The sequence below is a fragment of the Streptomyces sp. NPDC101178 genome, assembly GCF_044767965.1.
Classification (GTDB): Bacteria; Actinomycetota; Actinomycetes; order Streptomycetales; family Streptomycetaceae; genus Streptomyces.
Window position 1 is genome coordinate 212,604 of sequence record NZ_JBIWOZ010000005.1, and the last position, 19,337, is coordinate 231,940.

At 69.0% G+C, this 19,337-nt stretch carries 15 protein-coding genes and 1 tRNA gene; 7 read left to right on the forward strand and 9 right to left on the reverse strand.

Annotation, left to right across the window (positions count from 1 at the left end):
- Positions 1-8: 8 nt before the first annotated feature.
- The 6 genes from ACIRR8_RS16750 to ACIRR8_RS16775 all read left to right on the forward strand — a co-directional run bounded on the left by ACIRR8_RS16750 (position 9) and on the right by ACIRR8_RS16775 (position 5,351).
- Complete coding sequence (locus ACIRR8_RS16750; RefSeq protein ID WP_404064752.1) at positions 9-1,121, forward strand: hypothetical protein; 1,113 nt, start codon at positions 9-11, stop codon at positions 1,119-1,121.
- Between the two features lie 3 nt (positions 1,122-1,124).
- Positions 1,125-1,838 (forward strand): hypothetical protein, encoded by a 714-nt coding sequence (locus ACIRR8_RS16755; protein WP_404064754.1) that lies wholly within the window; start codon positions 1,125-1,127, stop codon positions 1,836-1,838.
- 488 nt (positions 1,839-2,326) lie between these two features.
- Positions 2,327-3,787, forward strand: a complete 1,461-nt coding sequence (locus ACIRR8_RS16760) for a phage tail protein (RefSeq protein ID WP_404064756.1) — start codon at positions 2,327-2,329, stop codon at positions 3,785-3,787.
- Between the two features lie 130 nt (positions 3,788-3,917).
- Complete coding sequence (locus tag ACIRR8_RS16765; protein WP_404064759.1) at positions 3,918-4,847, forward strand: peptidoglycan-binding protein; 930 nt, start codon at positions 3,918-3,920, stop codon at positions 4,845-4,847.
- Between the two features lie 19 nt (positions 4,848-4,866).
- Entirely contained in the window at positions 4,867-5,094 is a 228-nt protein-coding gene (locus tag ACIRR8_RS16770; protein WP_019765124.1) for a hypothetical protein, read from the forward strand.
- Positions 5,091-5,351 (forward strand): hypothetical protein, encoded by a 261-nt coding sequence (locus ACIRR8_RS16775; RefSeq protein ID WP_404064762.1) that lies wholly within the window; start codon positions 5,091-5,093, stop codon positions 5,349-5,351. Before ACIRR8_RS16770 ends, ACIRR8_RS16775 begins: the two co-directional genes overlap by 4 nt.
- An 80-nt stretch (positions 5,352-5,431) precedes the next feature.
- On the opposite strand, the gene ACIRR8_RS16780 is transcribed toward ACIRR8_RS16775, so the two are convergent.
- The 9 genes from ACIRR8_RS16780 to ACIRR8_RS16820 form a co-directional block, all read right to left on the reverse strand.
- A complete protein-coding gene (locus ACIRR8_RS16780; RefSeq protein ID WP_326704073.1) occupies positions 5,432-9,331 on the reverse strand; it encodes a DNA-directed RNA polymerase subunit beta' in 3,900 nt (1,299 codons plus the stop codon).
- Positions 9,332-9,461: 130 nt separating this feature from the next.
- A complete protein-coding gene (gene rpoB, locus ACIRR8_RS16785; protein ID WP_317818103.1) occupies positions 9,462-12,947 on the reverse strand; it encodes a DNA-directed RNA polymerase subunit beta in 3,486 nt (1,161 codons plus the stop codon).
- A 622-nt stretch (positions 12,948-13,569) separates the two neighbouring features.
- A complete protein-coding gene (rplL, locus tag ACIRR8_RS16790) occupies positions 13,570-13,953 on the reverse strand; it encodes a 50S ribosomal protein L7/L12 (protein WP_010058811.1) in 384 nt (127 codons plus the stop codon).
- A gap of 84 nt (positions 13,954-14,037) precedes the next feature.
- Positions 14,038-14,595 (reverse strand): 50S ribosomal protein L10, encoded by a 558-nt coding sequence (rplJ, locus tag ACIRR8_RS16795; protein ID WP_018510603.1) that lies wholly within the window; start codon positions 14,593-14,595, stop codon positions 14,038-14,040.
- Between the two features lie 401 nt (positions 14,596-14,996).
- On the reverse strand, positions 14,997-15,719 hold the full coding sequence (rplA, locus tag ACIRR8_RS16800) for a 50S ribosomal protein L1 (protein ID WP_355880213.1): 723 nt from the start codon (positions 15,717-15,719) through the stop codon (positions 14,997-14,999).
- Positions 15,720-15,799: 80 nt separating this feature from the next.
- Positions 15,800-16,234: a 50S ribosomal protein L11 gene (gene rplK, locus ACIRR8_RS16805; protein ID WP_003967000.1), complete on the reverse strand. Its 435-nt coding sequence runs from the start codon at positions 16,232-16,234 to the stop codon at positions 15,800-15,802.
- Positions 16,235-16,409: 175 nt separating this feature from the next.
- Complete coding sequence (gene nusG / locus ACIRR8_RS16810; RefSeq protein WP_404064766.1) at positions 16,410-17,282, reverse strand: transcription termination/antitermination protein NusG; 873 nt, start codon at positions 17,280-17,282, stop codon at positions 16,410-16,412.
- 73 nt (positions 17,283-17,355) lie between these two features.
- The gene (secE, locus tag ACIRR8_RS16815) at positions 17,356-17,643 is read right to left on the reverse strand and encodes a preprotein translocase subunit SecE (protein WP_030561924.1); all 288 of its coding nucleotides are present in this window, start codon (positions 17,641-17,643) and stop codon (positions 17,356-17,358) included.
- Between the two features lie 106 nt (positions 17,644-17,749).
- Positions 17,750-17,822, reverse strand: a tRNA-Trp gene (locus tag ACIRR8_RS16820).
- A 212-nt stretch (positions 17,823-18,034) separates the two neighbouring features.
- Between ACIRR8_RS16820 and ACIRR8_RS16825 the strand changes: the two genes are divergently transcribed.
- On the forward strand, positions 18,035-19,261 hold the full coding sequence (locus ACIRR8_RS16825) for a pyridoxal phosphate-dependent aminotransferase (protein ID WP_366422863.1): 1,227 nt from the start codon (positions 18,035-18,037) through the stop codon (positions 19,259-19,261).
- Positions 19,262-19,337 lie beyond the last annotated feature (76 nt).

Here is a 19,337-nt window from a genome sequence, read left to right on the forward strand (position 1 = left end):
GGCGGCAGATGACTCCTCCCTCCTCCCCCGAACCCGTCTACCGGGCCCTCTTCTGCGATCTGCGCACCGACCGGCTGCTGGACGTCCTGCCCCTGACCGAGACCAAGTTCGACGACTTCATCGGCAAGCCGGGCTCCCTCTCCGCCACCGTCCCCCTTCCGCAGGGGGCGCTCGCGGCGCGGGCCCGGGAGGCGCTGCGGCCCGGCCGCACGGCGGTCTGGCTGGAGCGGGACGGGGACATCTGGTGGGGCGGGGTGCTCTGGACCTGCACCCCGGCCTCGGACGAACAGGGCCGGCTCACCGTGCAGTTCCAGGCCGGTACCTTCGACTCCTACCTGGACCACCGCATCCTGGGCCCTGACCTGGGTCCCGGCATCGGGCTGGACCAGTTCGACATCGCCCGGCTCCTGGTCGCCCACGCCCAGGAGCAGCCGGGCGGAGACATCGGGATCAGCCTCGGCCATGAGCGGTCGGGGATCGTACGCGACTACGCCCCCGCCTACTCGGCGCTCGCCCGTATCCGCGAACTCCTGGACAAGCTCGGCCAGTTGAACGACGGCTTCGAGTGGCGCATCCACTGCTACCGGGATGCCGAGGGCAACCGCGTCAAGCGGCTCCAGCTCGGCCACCCGCAGATCCGCACCGGCCACAACGATCTCGTACTGGACCATCCCGGTCCCGTCCTCACCTACAGCCTGCCCACCGACTCGACCGTGCAGGCGAACGTCTGGGTGGCCCGGGGCGAGTCGGCCAACACCGACCAGTCCCAGGAGTCCGAACCGCTGACGGTCTCGGAGGAGCTGCCCGAGGAGTTCGCGCAGGGCTGGCCCCGGCTGGAGCTGACCTCCGACCACGGCGGGGTGGCCGACGCGGCGACCCTGCGCTCGCTGGCCCGCGCCGAACTGGCCCGGCAGCGGCGGCCCGAGGTCATCCCGGAGCTGACCGTACGGCTGGACGGGCGGGTCACCCCGGCGCTGATCGGCGCCCGCATCCGGCTGCGCATCCACGACCTGTGGCACCACGAAGGGCTGGACGCGCACTACCGGATCGTCGGGATGGCGGTCACCCCGCCGCAGCGCGCCAAGCAGGAGACCGCCGTTCTCTACCTGGAAGGAGTGTGACCCGTGGCGATCATCCCCACCGACCTGCTCGACCGCATCCGCGCGCTGGAGCGCCAGGTCAGGGAGTTGATGGGCAGCGCCAACACCACGCCGGCGCTGAACAGCATCGCGGGCGGCGAGGTGGTCATCGGTGAGCGCGGCCGGCTGCGGGTGCGCACCGCGGGCGACGAGGACCTGCTCTACCTCGGCCGGGTCGCGCCCGACCGCGACGAGAACTCCCCGCAGCAGGGGCTGGTCGTCCGCCGCGACGACGGCTCGCTGGCGCTGACGGTCTGGACCGGGGCGCCGGACCCGCAGGCGGTGCAGCCGGTACGGATCCTGGACCGGCGGGGCAATGTGGTCCTCGCCGACGACACCGTACGGGGCGGCCTGGCCCGCCCGTACATCCCCTTCGCCCTGCCGGCCCCCGTCGGCACCGCCCGGTGGGAGTCCACCGGCGCCACCACCTGGACCACGCTCCACCGGGGCCCCGGCCTCGTCCAGCACCCGCGCCTGCACTGCGAGATCGCGGCGGAGGGCGCGCCGGGCGAGGTGCGGCTGCTGGTGGACGGCGTCCAGCTGGGCCCGGTGGGCGGACCGGGGGCGGGGCTGGTGCTGACGGAGCGGGTGGGGGCGGAGTACGGGACGACGGTGACGTTCGAGATCCAGGCCAGGGTCACCACCGCCGGCACCACACTCCGCTGCCAGCCCCTGACCCTGTACGGCCTGGAGTCGTAAGGGCCCGCCCCTCTCCCACCCTCGCCACGCTCACTCCAGCCCGCCCGGCGAGCCCAGTCCCGGCCCGTCCGGCGAGCCCAATCCCAGCCCGTCCGGCGTTTGAGGACGGAACCCTCGCGGGGGACGAGCCCGCACCTCCCGGACCGGGACACGCATATCCAGCCCGTCCGGCGCTTGAGGACGGAACCCCCGCAGGGGACGAGCCCGCACTCACATCCGCCCACCCGCGGGGACCTCCCTCCCCATCCCCAGGCTTCCGTCCTCAAACGCCGGACGGGCTAGGGGTGGCCGCCCACCCCCAAACGCCGGACGGGCTGGGGGTGGCCGCCCACCCCAAACACCGGACGGACCGGGGGCGCCGGTCCACCGGCAACCGCCGGACAGGCCAAGGCCGCCGGTCCCACCGGCACACGCAGGACAGGCCAAGGCCGCCAGTCCGACGCCACACGCCGGACGGACCGGCCCCACACACCACCCAAGGAGCCACCGTGCTGCCCCAGTCCATCCCCACCGTCACCGTCACCGCCCGCTACTTCACCCCCGACGGCCGCCCCATGAGCGGCACCGTCGAATTCCGGCCGCCCGCCCTGCTCACCCACGCAGAGGAGGACCTCTTCCTGGGCGGCCCCACCCGCGCCACCCTCGACTCCGACGGCCGCCTCCACGTCGTGCTGCCGGCCACCGACGCGCCGGGCTGGAACCCCGCCGTGTGGACGTACACCGTCACCGAACGGCTCTCCGGCCTCGGCCGCACCGCCCGCAACTACCAGATCGTGCTGAGCGCCGGCCACCCCACCGTGGACCTGGCCGACATCGCCCCGGCCGACCCGGCCAACCCGCAGTACGTCGCCGTACCGGGCCCGGCGGGACCGCCCGGCGAACTCGGCCCGCAGGGACCCGCCGGTCCCGCCGGAGCCGTGCACTCCGTCAACGGGAAGACCGACGCGGACATCGTGCTCACCGCCGCCGACGTCTCCGCCCTGGACGCCACCCGGGCCGGCACCCCCGGCGGCGTCGCCACCCTCGGCGCCGACGGCCTGGTCCCGGCCGCCCAGCTCCCGGCCGGCGGCGGTGCCGTGGCCTCGGTCAACGGCAGGACCGGCAACGTCACCCTCGCCGCCGCCGACGTCGGCGCCCTCTCCCAGGCAGCCGGAGACGCCCGCTATCTGGCCGTCGACGGCTCCCCCGTCACCTCGGTCAACGGCCGCACCGGCGCGGTCGTCCTCAACGCCGCCGACGTCTCGGCCGTGGCGAGCGGCGACGCCGTCCTGCTCACCGGCAACCAGACCGTCCAGGGCACGAAGACCTTCGCCGCCCCGCCGCTCACCACGGCCGCCCCGACCACCGCCGACCAGCTCACCCGCCGCGGCTACGTGGACGCGGTCGCCTCGGCCGGGAGCTGGTCCCCGTCCGCCGTGGGGTTCGCCGGCTGGGCCTTCGACCCGGCCTGCGGCTCCGCCACCAGCGCGCAGTACTGCATCAACGGCTGGGTCTACCTGATCGGCGTCCCGCTGCACGCGCAGACGATCGTGAAGAACATCGCCTTCTACGTCCCCGGCTACGTCGGCAACACCCTGGGCGCCGCCTCCTTCGCCGGCCTCTACACGAGCGCCGGAGCCCGCGTCGGCGTGACCGCCGCGCTGAACACCCTGTTCACAGCGACCGAGGGCCGCACCGTCGTCTGCCCGCTCACCGCCCAGTACACCGCCGCCCCGGGCAACTACTGGGTCGCCCTGCTGATCAACGGCCCGAACCCCAGCAACACCGGCCCCGCCTTCCTGCGCGGCGCCAGCGTGGGCCAGGCCCCGGGCGGCAGCGCCCGGATGCCGAACGCCTTCATCCGGCACGGCCGCCTCAGCACCACCGGCCAGACCTCGCTGCCCGGCAGCTTCACCCCGAGCACCGTCGTCGCCGACTCCAACGCGATCTGGGCCGCGCTCGCCGTCTGACCCGACCGCACCCGGGCCCCGCACCCCGAGCCCCGTACCGGACGACCCCCCTCCGGTGCGGGGCTCCGCCGTGCCCACCCTCCGAACCCGACCCCGTACCCACTCCCGTACACCGGAAGGACCGCCACCCGTGGCCACACCACTCACCGCCGACCGGCTGCTCGCCGCGCTGCGCGCCGAAGGCGTCACCGTCGTCGAGCACCCGGGCTGGCGCACCCACCACCGCAACCACAAAGGCGCCTGGGGCCCCGTGAACGGGGTGATGATCCACCACACCGTGAGCAGCGGAAGCGCCGCCTCCGTCGCCCTCTGCCGCGACGGCTACGCCGCACTGCCCGGCCCGCTCTGCCACGGCGTCATCGACAAGGCGGGCAACGTCCACCTGATCTCCGCCGGCCGCGCCAACCACGCGGGCGGCGGCGACCCGGCCGTGCTCCGGCGCGTCGTCGCGGAGGACTACGGCGACCGCCCGCCCGCCCCGCGCGCCCGCGACGGCAGCGCGGGCGCCGTCGACGGCAACGCCCGCTTCTACGGGTTCGAGTGCGTCAACCTCGGCGACGGCAAGGACCCCTGGCCCGCCGCCCAGCTGGAGGCGATCGAACGCGCCTCGGCGGCCCTCTGCCGGGCCCACGGCTGGAGCGCCCGCTCGGTCATCGGCCACGCGGAGTGGTCGGCCGCCAAGATCGACCCGCGCGGCTTCACCATGCCGTCGATGCGCACCCGCGTCACGACCCGCCTGACCACCGCACCGGGAAAGCAGCCGACGCGGCCCTCCACGCCGGACAAGCCCGCCACCCCCCGCCACCAGCCCTTCCCCGGCACCTCCTTCTTCACCGCCCGCACCAGCTCGCCGGTCATCACCGCCATGGGCCGCCGGCTGGCCGCCGAGGGCTGTGGAGCGTACGCCGTCGGGCCCGGCCCCCGCTGGACCGAGGCCGACCGGCGCTCGTACGCCGCCTGGCAGCGCAAGCTCGGCTTCCGCGGCGCGGACGCCGACGGCCGGCCCGGCCGCACGTCCTGGAACGCGCTGAAGGTCCCGTACACCACCAAGGTGCCGTAGAGAGAGTGAGGAACCTGCCATGTCCGACGCCGCCCGGCGTACCGCCCGTACCGTCCTGCAGACGGCCCTCGCCCTTGCCGTGCTCCTGCCCGCACTCGTGGACGCGTCCGGCGTCCCCGCGACCCTGCCCCGGGTCGCCGGGGCCCTGGCCGTCGCGGGAGCGGTGACCCGGGTGATGGCCGTGCCGGGCGTCCAGGCCCTGCTGCCGCGCTGGCTGCGCACCGAACCGCCGGAGGGCCGCCCATGACCGATACCGACCCGAACAACCCCGTGGCCGTCGCCCTGGAACTGGAGCGGATGCGCGGCAGCCTGGAGGCCGGCTTCGCCCGCGCCGACGGGCAGCTCGCCCTGCTGGTCCAGCGCAGCGACCAGACCGACAAACAGCTCGCCGACCACGAGGCCCGCCTCGACCTGCTGGAACGCTCCCGCTGGCCGCTGGCGAGCATCGCCGCGCTCACCGCGACGGCCGGATTCGCCATCGCCGCCTGGGAGACGCTCCGCTGAACCGGCCGGCCCCGCACACGCCGAAGGGCGGCCACCCCGTCACGTACGGGATGACCGCCCTCAGGCGTCAAGCGACTCGCTTACTGGTTGTACGGACCGTAGTCGTAGTCCTCCAGCGGGACGGCCTGGCCGGAGCCGGTGCCGAACGGCGAGTAGTCGATGTCGTCGTAGCCGACGGCCGAGTACATCGCGGCCTTGGCCTCCTCGGTCGGCTCGACCCGGATGTTGCGGTAGCGGGACAGGCCCGTACCGGCCGGGATGAGCTTACCGATGATGACGTTCTCCTTGAGGCCGATCAGGGAGTCCGACTTGGCGTTGATCGCCGCGTCGGTCAGGACCCTGGTCGTCTCCTGGAAGGACGCCGCCGACAGCCACGACTCGGTGGCGAGCGAGGCCTTGGTGATACCCATCAGCTGCGGACGGCCGGAGGCGGGGTGACCGCCCTCGGTGACCACACGACGGTTCTCGGTCTCGAACTTCGACCGCTCGACCAGCTCGCCCGGAAGCAGCTCCGCGTCGCCGGACTCGATGATCGTCACGCGGCGGAGCATCTGCCGGATGATGATCTCGATGTGCTTGTCGTGGATCGACACGCCCTGCGAGTTGTAGACCTTCTGGACTTCGCCGACCAGGTGGACCTGGACCGCACGCTGGCCGAGGATGCGCAGCACGTCGTGCGGGTTGGTCGCACCGACGGTGAGCTTCTGGCCCACCTCGACCGGGTCGCCCTCGCCCACGAGCAGACGGGCACGCTTCGAGATCGGGAACGCCGTCTCGTCGCTGCCGTCGTCCGGGGTGACGACGAGCTTCTTGGTCTTCTCGGTCTCCTCGATCCGCACGCGGCCCTTGGCCTCGGAGATCGGGGCGACACCCTTCGGCGTACGGGCTTCGAAGAGCTCGACGACTCGGGGCAGACCCTGGGTGATGTCGTCACCGGCCACACCACCGGTGTGGAAGGTACGCATCGTCAGCTGGGTGCCGGGCTCACCGATGGACTGGGCGGCGATGATGCCGACCGCCTCACCGATGTCGACCAGCTTGCCGGTGGCGAGCGAGCGTCCGTAGCAGAAGGCACAGGTGCCGACCGCGGACTCACAGGTCAGGACCGAGCGGGTCTTGACCTCCTCGACGCCGGCGCCCACCAGGGCGTCGATCAGGACGTCACCGAGGTCGACGTTGGCAGGCGCGATGACCTTGCCGTCCACCACGACGTCCTCGGCGAGCATGCGGGCGTAGACCGAGGTCTCGACGTCCTCCGTCTTGCGGAGCACGCCGTCGGCGCCCTTGACGGCGATCTTCAGCTTGAGGCCGCGCTCGGTGCCGCAGTCCTCCTCGCGGATGATCACGTCCTGCGAGACGTCCACCAGACGACGGGTCAGGTAACCCGAGTCGGCGGTACGCAGGGCGGTGTCCGCCAGACCCTTACGGGCACCGTGCGTGGAGATGAAGTACTCCAGAACGGTGAGGCCCTCACGGAAGGACGCCTTGATCGGACGCGGGATGGTCTCGTTCTTCGCGTTCGACACCAGACCACGCATACCGGCGATCTGCCGCATCTGCATCATGTTTCCTCGGGCACCCGAGTCAACCATCATGAAGATGGGGTTGGTCTTGGGGAAGTTCGCGTTCATCGCCTCGGCGACCTCGTTGGTCGCCTTGGTCCAGATCGCGATGAGCTCCTGCGTGCGCTCGTCCTTGGTGATCAGACCGCGCTCGTACTGCTTCTGGACCTTCTCGTCCTGCTCCTCGTACCCCTTGACGATGGCCTTCTTGGCCTCGGGTACGACGATGTCCGCCACGGAGACGGTCACGCCGGAACGGGTGGCCCAGTGGAAGCCCGCCGCCTTCAGGTTGTCGAGCGTCGCCGCCACGATGACCTTGGGGTAGCGCTCGGCCAGGTCGTTGACGATCTCGGAGAGCTGCTTCTTGCCCACCGAGTAGTCGACGAACGGGTAGTCCTCGGGCAGCAGCTCGTTGAAGAGCGCACGGCCCAGGCTCGTCCGCAGCCGGAAGGTGTCGCCCGGCTGGTACTCCGGCTCGCCCTCCTCCGCGACCGGCGGCACCCAGCCACGCGGCGGCATGGTGCCGACCGGGAAGCGGATGTCGACGGACGACTGGAGCGCCAGCTCGCCGGCGTCGAACGCCATGATCGCCTCGGCCGTGGAGCCGAACGCGCGGCCCTCGCCCTTGGTGTCACGGAGCTCACCGTCGGTGGTGAGGAAGAACAGCCCCAGCACCATGTCCTGGGTCGGCATGGTGACGGGACGACCGTCGGCCGGCTTCAGGATGTTGTTCGAGGACAGCATCAGGATGCGGGCCTCGGCCTGCGCCTCCGCGGAGAGCGGCAGGTGCACGGCCATCTGGTCACCGTCGAAGTCCGCGTTGAACGCGGTGCAGACGAGCGGGTGGATCTGGATGGCCTTGCCCTCGACCAGCTGCGGCTCGAAGGCCTGGATGCCGAGGCGGTGCAGGGTGGGCGCACGGTTCAGCAGCACCGGGTGCTCGGCGATGACCTCTTCGAGGACGTCGTACACGACGGTGCGACCACGCTCGACCATGCGCTTGGCCGACTTGATGTTCTGCGCGTGGTTCAGGTCCACCAGGCGCTTCATCACGAACGGCTTGAAGAGCTCCAGCGCCATGGCCTTCGGCAGACCGCACTGGTGCAGCTTGAGCTGCGGACCGACGACGATCACGGAACGCGCGGAGTAGTCCACACGCTTGCCGAGCAGGTTCTGACGGAAGCGTCCCTGCTTGCCCTTGAGCATGTCGGACAGCGACTTCAGCGGACGGTTGCCGGGGCCCGTGACCGGGCGGCCGCGACGGCCGTTGTCGAAGAGCGCGTCGACGGCCTCCTGGAGCATGCGCTTCTCGTTGTTCACGATGATCTCGGGCGCACCGAGGTCGAGAAGGCGCTTCAGGCGGTTGTTGCGGTTGATCACGCGGCGGTACAGGTCGTTCAGGTCGGAGGTCGCGAAGCGGCCACCGTCCAGCTGCACCATCGGACGCAGGTCCGGCGGGATGACCGGCACGCAGTCGAGCACCATGCCCTTGGGCTTGTTGCTGGTCTGCAGGAACGCGGAGACGACCTTGAGGCGCTTGAGCGCACGGGTCTTCTTCTGGCCCTTGCCGGTACGGATGATCTCGCGGAGGCGCTCGGCCTCCTCGTCGAGGTCGAAGGACTCCAGGCGCTTCTGCAGCGCGGCGGCGCCCATGCAGCCGTCGAAGTACGTGCCGAAGCGGTCACGCAGCTCGCGGTAGAGCAGCTCGTCGCCCTCCAGGTCCTGGACCTTGAGGTTCTTGAAGCGGCTCCACACCTCGTCGAGACGGTCGATCTCGCGCTGCGCACGATCGCGCAGCTGCTTCATCTCGCGCTCGGCACCTTCGCGCACCTTGCGGCGTACGTCGGCCTTGGCACCCTCGGCCTCCAGCTCGGCCAGGTCGGTCTCGAGCTTCTTGGCGCGGGCCTCCAGGTCGGAGTCGCGGCGGTTCTCGGTCTGCTGGCGCTCGACGGAGACGTGCGCCTCCAGGGAGGGCAGGTCGCGGGTACGACGCTCCTCGTCCACGAACGTGATCATGTACGCGGCGAAGTAGATGACCTTTTCCAGGTCCTTCGGCGCGAGGTCCAGCAGGTAGCCGAGGCGCGACGGGACGCCCTTGAAGTACCAGATGTGGGTGACGGGAGCGGCCAGCTCGATGTGGCCCATCCGCTCACGACGCACCTTGGCGCGAGTGACCTCGACGCCGCAGCGCTCACAGATGATGCCCTTGAAGCGGACACGCTTGTACTTGCCGCAGTAGCACTCCCAGTCCCGGGTCGGACCGAAGATCTTCTCGCAGAAGAGTCCGTCCTTTTCGGGCTTGAGCGTGCGGTAGTTGATGGTCTCCGGCTTCTTCACTTCGCCGTGGGACCAGGTCCGGATGTCGTCCGCGGTGGCAAGGCCGATCCGCAGCTCGTCGAAGAAGTTGACGTCGAGCACTTGTCGTCAATCCCTCTTTCGGGGGTTCGAGCCCCCTCGCTCGGAAGCGAGAAAACGGGGCACTTCAGCAATGGTCTGAACGGGTCCGGGGAGAGCCGGCCGGATCACGGGGATCCGGCCGGCGAACCCGTCAGACCTCTTCGACGCTGCTCGGCTCTCGCCGGGACAGGTCGATACCGAGCTCCTCCGCTGCGCGGAAGACGTCCTCGTCCGTGTCGCGCATCTCGATGGACATGCCGTCCGAGGACAGCACCTCCACGTTGAGGCAGAGCGACTGCATTTCCTTGATGAGCACCTTGAAGGACTCGGGGATGCCCGGCTCGGGGATGTTCTCGCCCTTGACGATGGCCTCGTAGACCTTCACGCGGCCGGTCACGTCGTCGGACTTGATCGTCAGCAGCTCCTGGAGGGCGTACGCGGCGCCGTATGCCTCCAGCGCCCACACCTCCATCTCACCGAAGCGCTGTCCACCGAACTGGGCCTTACCACCCAGCGGCTGCTGGGTGATCATGGAGTACGGACCGGTCGAACGCGCGTGCAGCTTGTCGTCGACCAGGTGGTGGAGCTTGAGGATGTACATGAACCCGACCGAGACCGGGTCCGGGAACGGCTCGCCGGAGCGGCCGTCGAACAGCTTGGCCTTGCCGGAGGGCTGGACCAGGCGGTCGCCGTCGCGGTTGGGGATCGTGGCCTCGAAGAGACCGGAGATCTCGTCCTCGCGCGCACCGTCGAAGACGGGCGTGGCGACGTTGGTGCCGGGGGCGACCTGGTCGGCGCCGATGGACTGCAGGCGCTTGGCCCACTCGTCACCGAGGCCGGAGACGTCCCAGCCGCGGCTGGCGAGCCAGCCGAGGTGGATCTCCAGGACCTGTCCCGGGTTCATTCGGGAGGGGACACCCAGCGGGTTGAGGATGATGTCGACCGGGGTGCCGTCCTCCAGGAACGGCATGTCCTCGATCGGCAGGATCTTCGAGATGACGCCCTTGTTGCCGTGACGGCCGGCGAGCTTGTCACCGTCGGTGATCTTGCGCTTCTGCGCGACGTAGACGCGGACCAGCTGGTTCACGCCCGGCGGCAGCTCGTCGCCCTCTTCGCGGTCGAAGACGCGGACGCCGATGACCTTGCCGATCTCACCGTGCGGCACCTTCAGCGAGGTGTCGCGCACCTCGCGCGCCTTCTCACCGAAGATCGCGCGGAGCAGGCGCTCCTCGGGGGTCAGCTCGGTCTCACCCTTGGGCGTGACCTTGCCGACGAGGATGTCGCCGGCGACGACCTCGGCACCGATACGGATGATGCCGCGCTCGTCGAGGTCGGCGAGGACCTCTTCGGAGACGTTCGGGATGTCCCGGGTGATCTCCTCGGGGCCGAGCTTGGTGTCACGGGCGTCGACCTCGTGCTCCTCGATGTGGATCGAGGAGAGGACGTCGTCCTGCACGAGGCGCTGCGACAGGATGATCGCGTCCTCGTAGTTGTGACCCTCCCACGGCATGAACGCCACGAGCAGGTTCTTGCCGAGGGCCATCTCACCGTTCTCGGTGGCCGGGCCGTCGGCCAGTACCTGGTCGGCGATGATCCGGTCGCCCTCGGAGACGACGACCTTCTGGTTGACCGAGGTGCCCTGGTTGGAGCGCATGAACTTGGCGATGCGGTACGTGGTGTACGTGCCGTCGTCGTTCGTGACGGTGATGTAGTCCGCGGAGACCTCCTGGACCACACCGTCCTTCTCGGCCTTGAGGACGTCACCGGCGTCGGTGGCGCAGCGGTACTCCATGCCGGTGCCCACGAGCGGGGCCTCGGACTTGATGAGCGGCACCGCCTGGCGCATCATGTTCGCGCCCATGAGGGCACGGTTGGCGTCGTCGTGCTCCAGGAACGGGATCATCGCGGTGGCGACGGACACCATCTGACGCGGCGAGACGTCCATGTAGTCGACGTCCCCACCGGGAACGTAGTCGACCTCTCCGCCACGGCGGCGGACCAGGACGCGCGGCTCGGTGAAGCGCAGCTCGTCGTTGAGGATCGCGTTCGCCTGGGCGATGACGAAGCGGTCCTCCTCGTCGGCGGTGATGTAGTCGACGTCGTCGGTGACCTGGCCGTCGACGACCTTGCGGTACGGCGTCTCGATGAAGCCGAACGCGTTGACGCGGCCGTACGAGGCGAGCGAACCGATCAGGCCGATGTTCGGGCCTTCAGGGGTCTCGATCGGACACATGCGCCCGTAGTGGGACGGGTGCACGTCACGGACCTCGAAGCCGGCCCGCTCACGGGAGAGACCACCCGGGCCGAGAGCCGACAGGCGGCGCTTGTGGGTGAGACCCGACAGCGGGTTGTTCTGGTCCATGAACTGCGACAGCTGGCTGGTGCCGAAGAACTCCTTGATGGAGGCGACGACCGGCCGGATGTTGATCAGGGTCTGCGGCGTGATCGCCTCGACGTCCTGGGTCGTCATGCGCTCACGCACGACGCGCTCCATCCGCGCCAGGCCCGTACGGACCTGGTTCTGGATGAGCTCGCCGACGTTGCGGAGGCGACGGTTGCCGAAGTGGTCGATGTCGTCGGTCTCGACGACGATCTCCCGGCCCGACTCACCGATCGTCTCGGTCTCACCGGCGTGCAGCTTGACCAGGTACTTGATGGTCGCGATGACGTCGTCGGTGGTGAGCACCCCGGCGTCCAGCGGCTCATCGGCGCCGAGCTTCTTGTTCACCTTGTAGCGGCCGACCTTCGCGAGGTCGTAGCGCTTCGGGTTGAAGTAGAGGTTCTCGAGCAGCGTCTGAGCGGCCTCGCGGGTGGGCGGCTCGCCCGGACGCAGCTTGCGGTAGATGTCGAGCAGCGCGTCGTCCTGACCCTGGGTGTGGTCCTTCTCCAGGGTGGCGCGCATCGACTCGTACTCGCCGAACTCCTCCAGGATCTGCTCGGTGCTCCAGCCGAGAGCCTTGAGGAGGACGGTGACGGACTGCTTGCGCTTGCGGTCGATGCGGACACCGACCATGTCGCGCTTGTCGATCTCCATCTCCAGCCAGGCACCCCGGGACGGGATGATCTTGGCGGAGAAGATGTCCTTGTCGGACGTCTTGTCGATGGAGGAGTCGAAGTAGACACCCGGCGAGCGGACCAGCTGCGACACGACGACACGCTCGGTGCCGTTGATGACGAAGGTGCCCTTGTTGGTCATGAGCGGGAAGTCGCCCATGAAGACCGTCTGGGACTTGATCTCGCCGGTCTCGTTGTTGGTGAACTCGGCCGTGACGAAGAGCGGCGCGGCGAACGTGAAGTCGCGCTCCTTGCACTCGTCGATCGAGTTCTTCGGGGGCTCGAAGCGGTGGTCGCGGAACGTGAGCGACATCGACCCGGAGAAGTCCTCGATCGGAGAGATCTCCTCGAAGATCTCCTCCAGGCCGGACTTGGTGGGGACGTCTTGTCCACTGTCCAGAGCAGCCTCGACGCGAGCCTTCCAGGCGGCGTTGCCGAGGAGCCAGTCAAAGCTCTCGGTCTGCAGCGCGAGGAGGTTCGGAACCTCGAGGGGCTCCTTGATCTTTGCAAAGGAGATGCGCAGCGGGGCGGTGCTGGCACCGTTGTTCGTATTCGCGGTCGAGGCGTTGCGCGAGGCGGCCAAGAGGGGGTCCTTCCGAGGGCTCGGACTCACTACGCGCGTACCGGTCCCACATTGGACACCCAGACACACCGTCCCGAACGGGCCGAAAAGGCCAGCTCAGCGAGGGTCGGTCATCGATGCTCAAGTGCGGGCATGCCCCTGGTGACGGGCAGGAGGCAGCTAACAGGCAGCGCAAAGGGTCAGTGTAGCCAAGCGGCACACTGATGTCCAGTCGGGGTTCTCAGAGACCCACGTCGCTCTCAACAGCTGTTCTCAACTACCTATGTGTTCAGGCCCTCGCGCGGGGTGCGCGCTTCTTTACTTCCCTCTTCACTCCCGATCCATGCCTCGGATCCGGATCGAAGTGATGACGCGTCCTGAGAATTGCGCGCCTCGTGCCGTTCGTCAAGGCCCACCGGTCCGAACGGGCGCCGGAGGCCCGCTCCGGCCGCCGCCCGGGAAGCCCTCAGGAGGTCCCTGGGCGCCCTGCGGGAGGCGCACGGCGAAGATCACCCTACTCGTCACCGGCGGAAGTTCAAGGCAGCCGCCACGGGTACGCCGAAGGGCGACCACCCGGTTGGGTGATCGCCCTTCGGTGCGGGCGCCTGACGCGCCCGCGGGGAGTCCGTGGACTCCCGAGGTGTTACTTGACCTCGACGGAAGCGCCGGCGGCCTTGAGGGACTCGGCAGCCTTCTCGGCGGCCTCCTTGGCGACCTTCTCGAGGACCGGCTTCGGGGTGCCGTCGACGAGGTCCTTGGCCTCCTTCAGACCCAGCGAGGTCAGCTCACGCACGACCTTGATGACCTGGATCTTCTTCTCGCCGGCGCCGGTGAGGATGACGTCGAACTCGTCCTGCTCCTCAGCGGCCTCGGCAACGGCGCCCGGGCCGGCCGGACCGGCGACGGCGACGGCCGCGGCGGCGGTGACGTCGAACTTCTCCTCGAAGGCCTTCACGAACTCGGAGAGCTCGATGAGGGTCATCTCTTCGAACTGCGCGAGCAGGTCGTCCTGGGACAGCTTCGCCATGACAGGCGTCCTTCCACTATTCGGCAGGTGCCGGATGTATATGTCGGCGGGCGTACGTGGAGCCCGCTGGACCGCTGAGCGAAATTACTCGGCGGCCTCGGCGGGAGCCGGAGTACCGGCACCGCCCTGCTCTTCCTTCTTGGCGCGAAGAGCTTCCGCGGTGCGGACGAACTTGGAGGGCAGGGCCTGGAAGACCTGCGCCGCCTGCGTCTGCTTGCCCTTGAAAGCACCGGCCAGCTTGGAGAGCAGAACCTCGCGGGACTCGAGGTCCGCGAGCTTCTTGATCTCATCGGCGGACAGCGCCTTACCGTCAAGGACACCGCCCTTGATGATGAGGTTGGGGTTGTCCTTGGCGAAGTCACGAAGACCCTTCGCCGACTCCACCGGGTCACCGGTGACGAAGGCAACCGCCGTCGGACCCGAGAACAGGTCGTCCAGCGTGTCGATCCCGGCCTCGTTGGCCGCAATCTTGGTCAGCGTGTTCTTCACCACGGCGTACTGGGCGTTCTCACCGAGCGAACGACGCAGCGTCTTGAGCTGCGCCACGGTGAGACCCCGGTACTCGGTCAGCACGGCGGCGTTCGAGCTGCGGAACTGGTCCGCGAGCTCGGCTACCGCGGCAGCCTTGTCGGGCCTTGCCATGAGCGTCGGCCTCCTTCCGGGTGATGAGGACCGCTCAGAAGGGGCCGGGAAAGACGAAACGCCCCAGCACAAGTGCCAGGGCGCGGCTCGACCGGACAGAGTCCGGGAGCAGTTCCACAGTCACCTGCGCAGGTCGTCCGATCTAGCGGAACCTTCGGTCACCGTCACCCTTACGGGAGCGCAGCGACGACCAGCGGTCTTTGGCTTCGTGATGAGAGTACGCGACCGAGGGCGCGCCGGGCAAATCCGGCGTCGGCCGCCCCGGCTCGGAAGGTTTAGCCGCAGGTCAGCGGAGCTCCCGCGGTGCGCGGATACGGGAACGGGCCCCGCACCTCGAAAGGGTGCGGGACCCGTTCACACCGTGCACGCGTACGACGCGGCTACCGGGTGAGCGCGGTGGCTCAGACGGCGGCCGGGTCCTCCTCGACGAGGAGGTTGCGGGTGCGGTTGGCGTCCAGCGGGATGCCGGGGCCCATCGTGGTGGCCAGCGCGGCCTTCTTGATGTAGCGGCCCTTGGCGGCGGACGGCTTCAGACGGAGGACCTCGTCCAGCGCCGCTGCGTAGTTCTCCACCAGCTTGGTCTCGTCGAACGAGACCTTGCCGATGATGAAGTGCAGGTTGGAGTGCTTGTCGACGCGGAACTCGATCTTTCCGCCCTTGATGTCGGTGACAGCCTTGGCGACATCGGGGGTGACGGTGCCGGTCTTCGGGTTCGGCATCAGACCACGCGGACCGAGCACGCGGCCCAGGCGGCCGACCTTGCCCATGAGGTCCGGGGTGGCGACGACGGCGTCGAAGTCCAGACGGCCCTTCGCCACCTCGTCGATGAGCTCGTCGGCGCCGACGATGTCGGCTCCGGCGGCTTCCGCGGCCGCAGCACGGTCACCGGTCGCGAAGACCAGGACCCGGGCGGTCTTGCCGGTGCCGTGCGGGAGGTTCACGGTGCCGCGGACCATCTGGTCGGCCTTGCGCGGGTCGACACCCAGGCGGAAGGCGACCTCGACGGTGCCGTCGAACTTCGTGGAGGCGGTGTCCTTGGCGATACGGACGGCCTCGAGCGGGGCGTACAGGCGCTCCCGGTCGATCTTGGCGTCCGCAGCGCGGAGGTTCTTGCTGCGCTTCACTTCTACTCCTGTGGTTTCAGAGTGTGGAGTCGTGGTGCGGACCAGCGCTTGGTCCTACCACTGAGGGCTACGGGGCTGAATCAGCCTTCGACCGTGATGCCCATGGAACGGGCGGTGCCGGCAATGATCTTCGACGCGGCGTCGAGGTCATTGGCGTTCAGGTCGGGGAGCTTCGTCGTGGCGATCTCGCGGACCTGGGCGGCCGTCAGCTTGGCGACCTTGGTCTTGTGCGGCTCGCCGGAGCCCTTGTCCACACCCGCGGCCTTGAGGATCAGCTTGGCGGCCGGCGGAGTCTTCGTGACGAAGGTGAAGGAGCGGTCCTCGTAGACCGTGATCTCCACCGGCACGACCATGCCACGCTGCGACTCGGTCGCGGCGTTGTAGGCCTTGCAGAACTCCATGATGTTGACGCCGTGCTGACCGAGCGCGGGGCCGACCGGCGGGGCCGGGTTCGCCGCACCGGCGTTGATCTGGAGCTTGATAAGCCCCGTGACCTTCTTCTTCTTGGGAGGCATTGCTCTCTCCGGGTCCTATGAGAGTGTTTCGCCGCCGATTCCGGTCATCCGGATGGAGGCATACCGCACAACGATAACGGGTATAGCTGTGCGACCAAAAACCAACAGGTCAGAGCGGCCGTGAAGCCCCTCTGACCTGCTGGGTAGGCATGTGTCCAGAAACTGGCGGGAAGCGCTAGTTCTTCTGGATCTGGTCGAAGCTCAGCTCGACCGGGGTCTCACGGCCGAAGATCTCGACGAGGCCCTTGACCTTCTTCGAGTCGGCGTTGATCTCGTTGATCGTGGCCTGCAGCGTGGCGAATGGGCCGTCGGTGACGGTGACCGAGTCGCCGACCTCGAAGTCCAGCACCTGGACCTCGACCTTGCGGGACGGAGCCGGCTTGCCCTCGGCCTCTGCGGCCTCGCGGGCGGCCTTCTCCTCGGCCTCCGGTGCGAGCATCTTGACGATCTCGTCCAGGGTCAGCGGGTACGGGTCGTAGGCGTTGCCGACGAAGCCGGTGACGCCCGGCGTGTTCCGCACGACGCCCCAGGACTCGTTCGTCAGGTCCATGCGCACCAGCACGTAGCCGGGGAGCTTGTTCTGCCGGACGTTCTTGCGCTCGCCGTTCTTGATCTGGACGATTTCCTCTTCAGGCACCTCGGCCTGATAGATGAACTCCTCCACGTTGAGCGAGACGGCGCGCTGCTCCAGGTTGGCCTTCACGCGCTTCTCGTAACCGGCGTACGTGTGGATGACGTACCACTCGCCGGGGAGGGTGCTGAGCTCGTCGCGGAGGGCCGCCACGGGGTCGACGGGGGCGGCCGGCTCGGCCTCTTCCTCGTCGGCGCTCTTGTCGTCGGCCTCGGCCTCGGCGGCTTCCGCGACCTCGGCGTCCACGTCGGCCTCGACCGTCTCGTCCGCGTCCACAGCGATGTCGGTGGCCTCGGCGGCCTCGGCCTGATCGGCCTTCTCGGAATCAGCAGCCTCAACGATGCCGAGCTCGTCCTTGGCGGACTCGAAGGCGCCAGCCTCGGGCTCGACGGCGTCGTTCAGGTTCGGGTCAGACACGATGGCTGCTTCTTCCTGGATACAAAGGGTGGAACGTGCGGTGGGGGCGCCGGTTCGGACGCCTTCCGCCGGCTCAGCCGAAGACGTACTTGATGACCCGCGCGAACCCCATGTCAAGAACGGTAACAAGACCAATCATGACAACGACGAACACAATCACCACACTGGTGTATGTCGTCAGCTGGCTGCGAGTCGGCCAGACAACCTTACGGAGTTCGGCGACGATCTGGCGGTAGAACAGCGCGAGACGGCCCAGAGGACCCTTCTTGCCGCGCTTGCCGCCCTTCCGAGTCTTCTTGCTGGACTCGGGGGATTCATCCTCAGCATCAGGCATGTCGATGGAGCCCACGGCGTCCGTCACGCTTCTCACCTGATTCCGGGTCGTGGCCGTGCCGCGCCCGGTGGAGCCGCACGGCTGTGCAATGAAGTACGTACATGCGCACACATCCTGGCGAAGGAGTGTGTAGCAGGGCCGGAGGGACTTGAACCCCCAACCGCTGGTTTTGGAGACCAGTGCTCTACCAATTGAGCTACGACCCTTTGTGGTTTCCACCAACCTACCGCATCTTCCCCGGTGCCCGGGTGCAGGAACGGTGCGGCTGGTGAAGGCCAACGACAGGTGAGTGTACGTGTTCAGGGCCGCTGCGTCGAACAGACAACTACCGACCGGTCCTGTCCGGTTCCCGTACGCGTCCTGTCCGGTCCCTGAAACCCGTGTGCCGACGGGTTTTCCGGTCTGGGAGCATGGGCCCATGAGCGCTGCAACTTCTCCGTCCGAGCGCCGGGTCTCCGCCCGCGTCGGTGCGATCTCCGAGTCCGCGACCCTCGCCGTCGACGCCAAGGCCAAGGCCCTCAAGGCCGCAGGGCGCCCGGTGATCGGCTTCGGTGCCGGCGAGCCCGACTTCCCGACCCCCGGCTACATCGTCGACGCCGCGGTCGAGGCCTGCCGCAACCCGAAGTACCACCGCTACACCCCGGCCGGCGGGCTCCCCGAGCTCAAGGCCGCCATCGCAGAGAAGACGCTGCGGGACTCCGGATACGAGGTCGACGCCAGCCAGATCCTGGTGACCAACGGCGGCAAGCAGGCCATCTACGAGGCCTTCGCCGCGATCCTCGACCCGGGCGACGAGGTCATCGTCCCCGCCCCCTACTGGACCACCTACCCCGAGTCGATCCGGCTGGCCGGCGGTGTCCCGGTCGAGGTCGTCGCCGACGAGACCACCGGCTACCGGGTCTCCGTGGAGCAGCTGGAGGCCGCGCGGACCGAGCGGACCAAGGTCGTCCTCTTCGTCTCGCCGTCCAACCCGACCGGTGCCGTCTACAGTGAGGCCGACGCCGAGGCGATCGGCCGCTGGGCCGTCGAGCACGGCCTGTGGGTCATGACCGACGAGATCTACGAGCACCTCGTCTACGGCGACGCGACGTTCACCTCGCTCCCGGCGATCGTGCCCGAGCTGCGCGACAAGTGCATCGTCGTCAACGGCGTCGCCAAGACGTACGCGATGACCGGCTGGCGCGTGGGCTGGATCATCGGCCCCAAGGACGTCGTCAAGGCCGCGACCAACCTCCAGTCGCACGCCACCTCCAACGTCTCCAACGTGGCCCAGGTCGCCGCGCTCGCGGCCGTCTCCGGCCCGCTGGACGCCGTCGCGGAGATGCGGACCGCCTTCGACCGCCGCCGCAACCTCATCGTGCGGATGCTCAACGAGATCGACGGCGTGCTCTGCCCGGAGCCCGAGGGCGCGTTCTACGCCTACCCGTCGGTCAAGGGCCTGCTCGGCAAGGAGATCCGCGGCAAGCGCCCGGCCGACTCGGTCGAGCTCGCCGCCCTGATCCTGGACGAGGCCGAGGTCGCGGTCGTCCCGGGCGAGGCCTTCGGTACCCCCGGCTACCTCCGCCTCTCCTACGCGCTCGGCGACGACGACCTCATCGAGGGCGTCTCCCGGCTCCAGAAGCTGCTCGGCGAGGCCAAGGCCTGACAGCCCGCGCGATTGTGCCCCCGGCCACCACGGCCGGGGGCACTTTCTGTTCCGGACCCACTCCAAAGAGGACAGC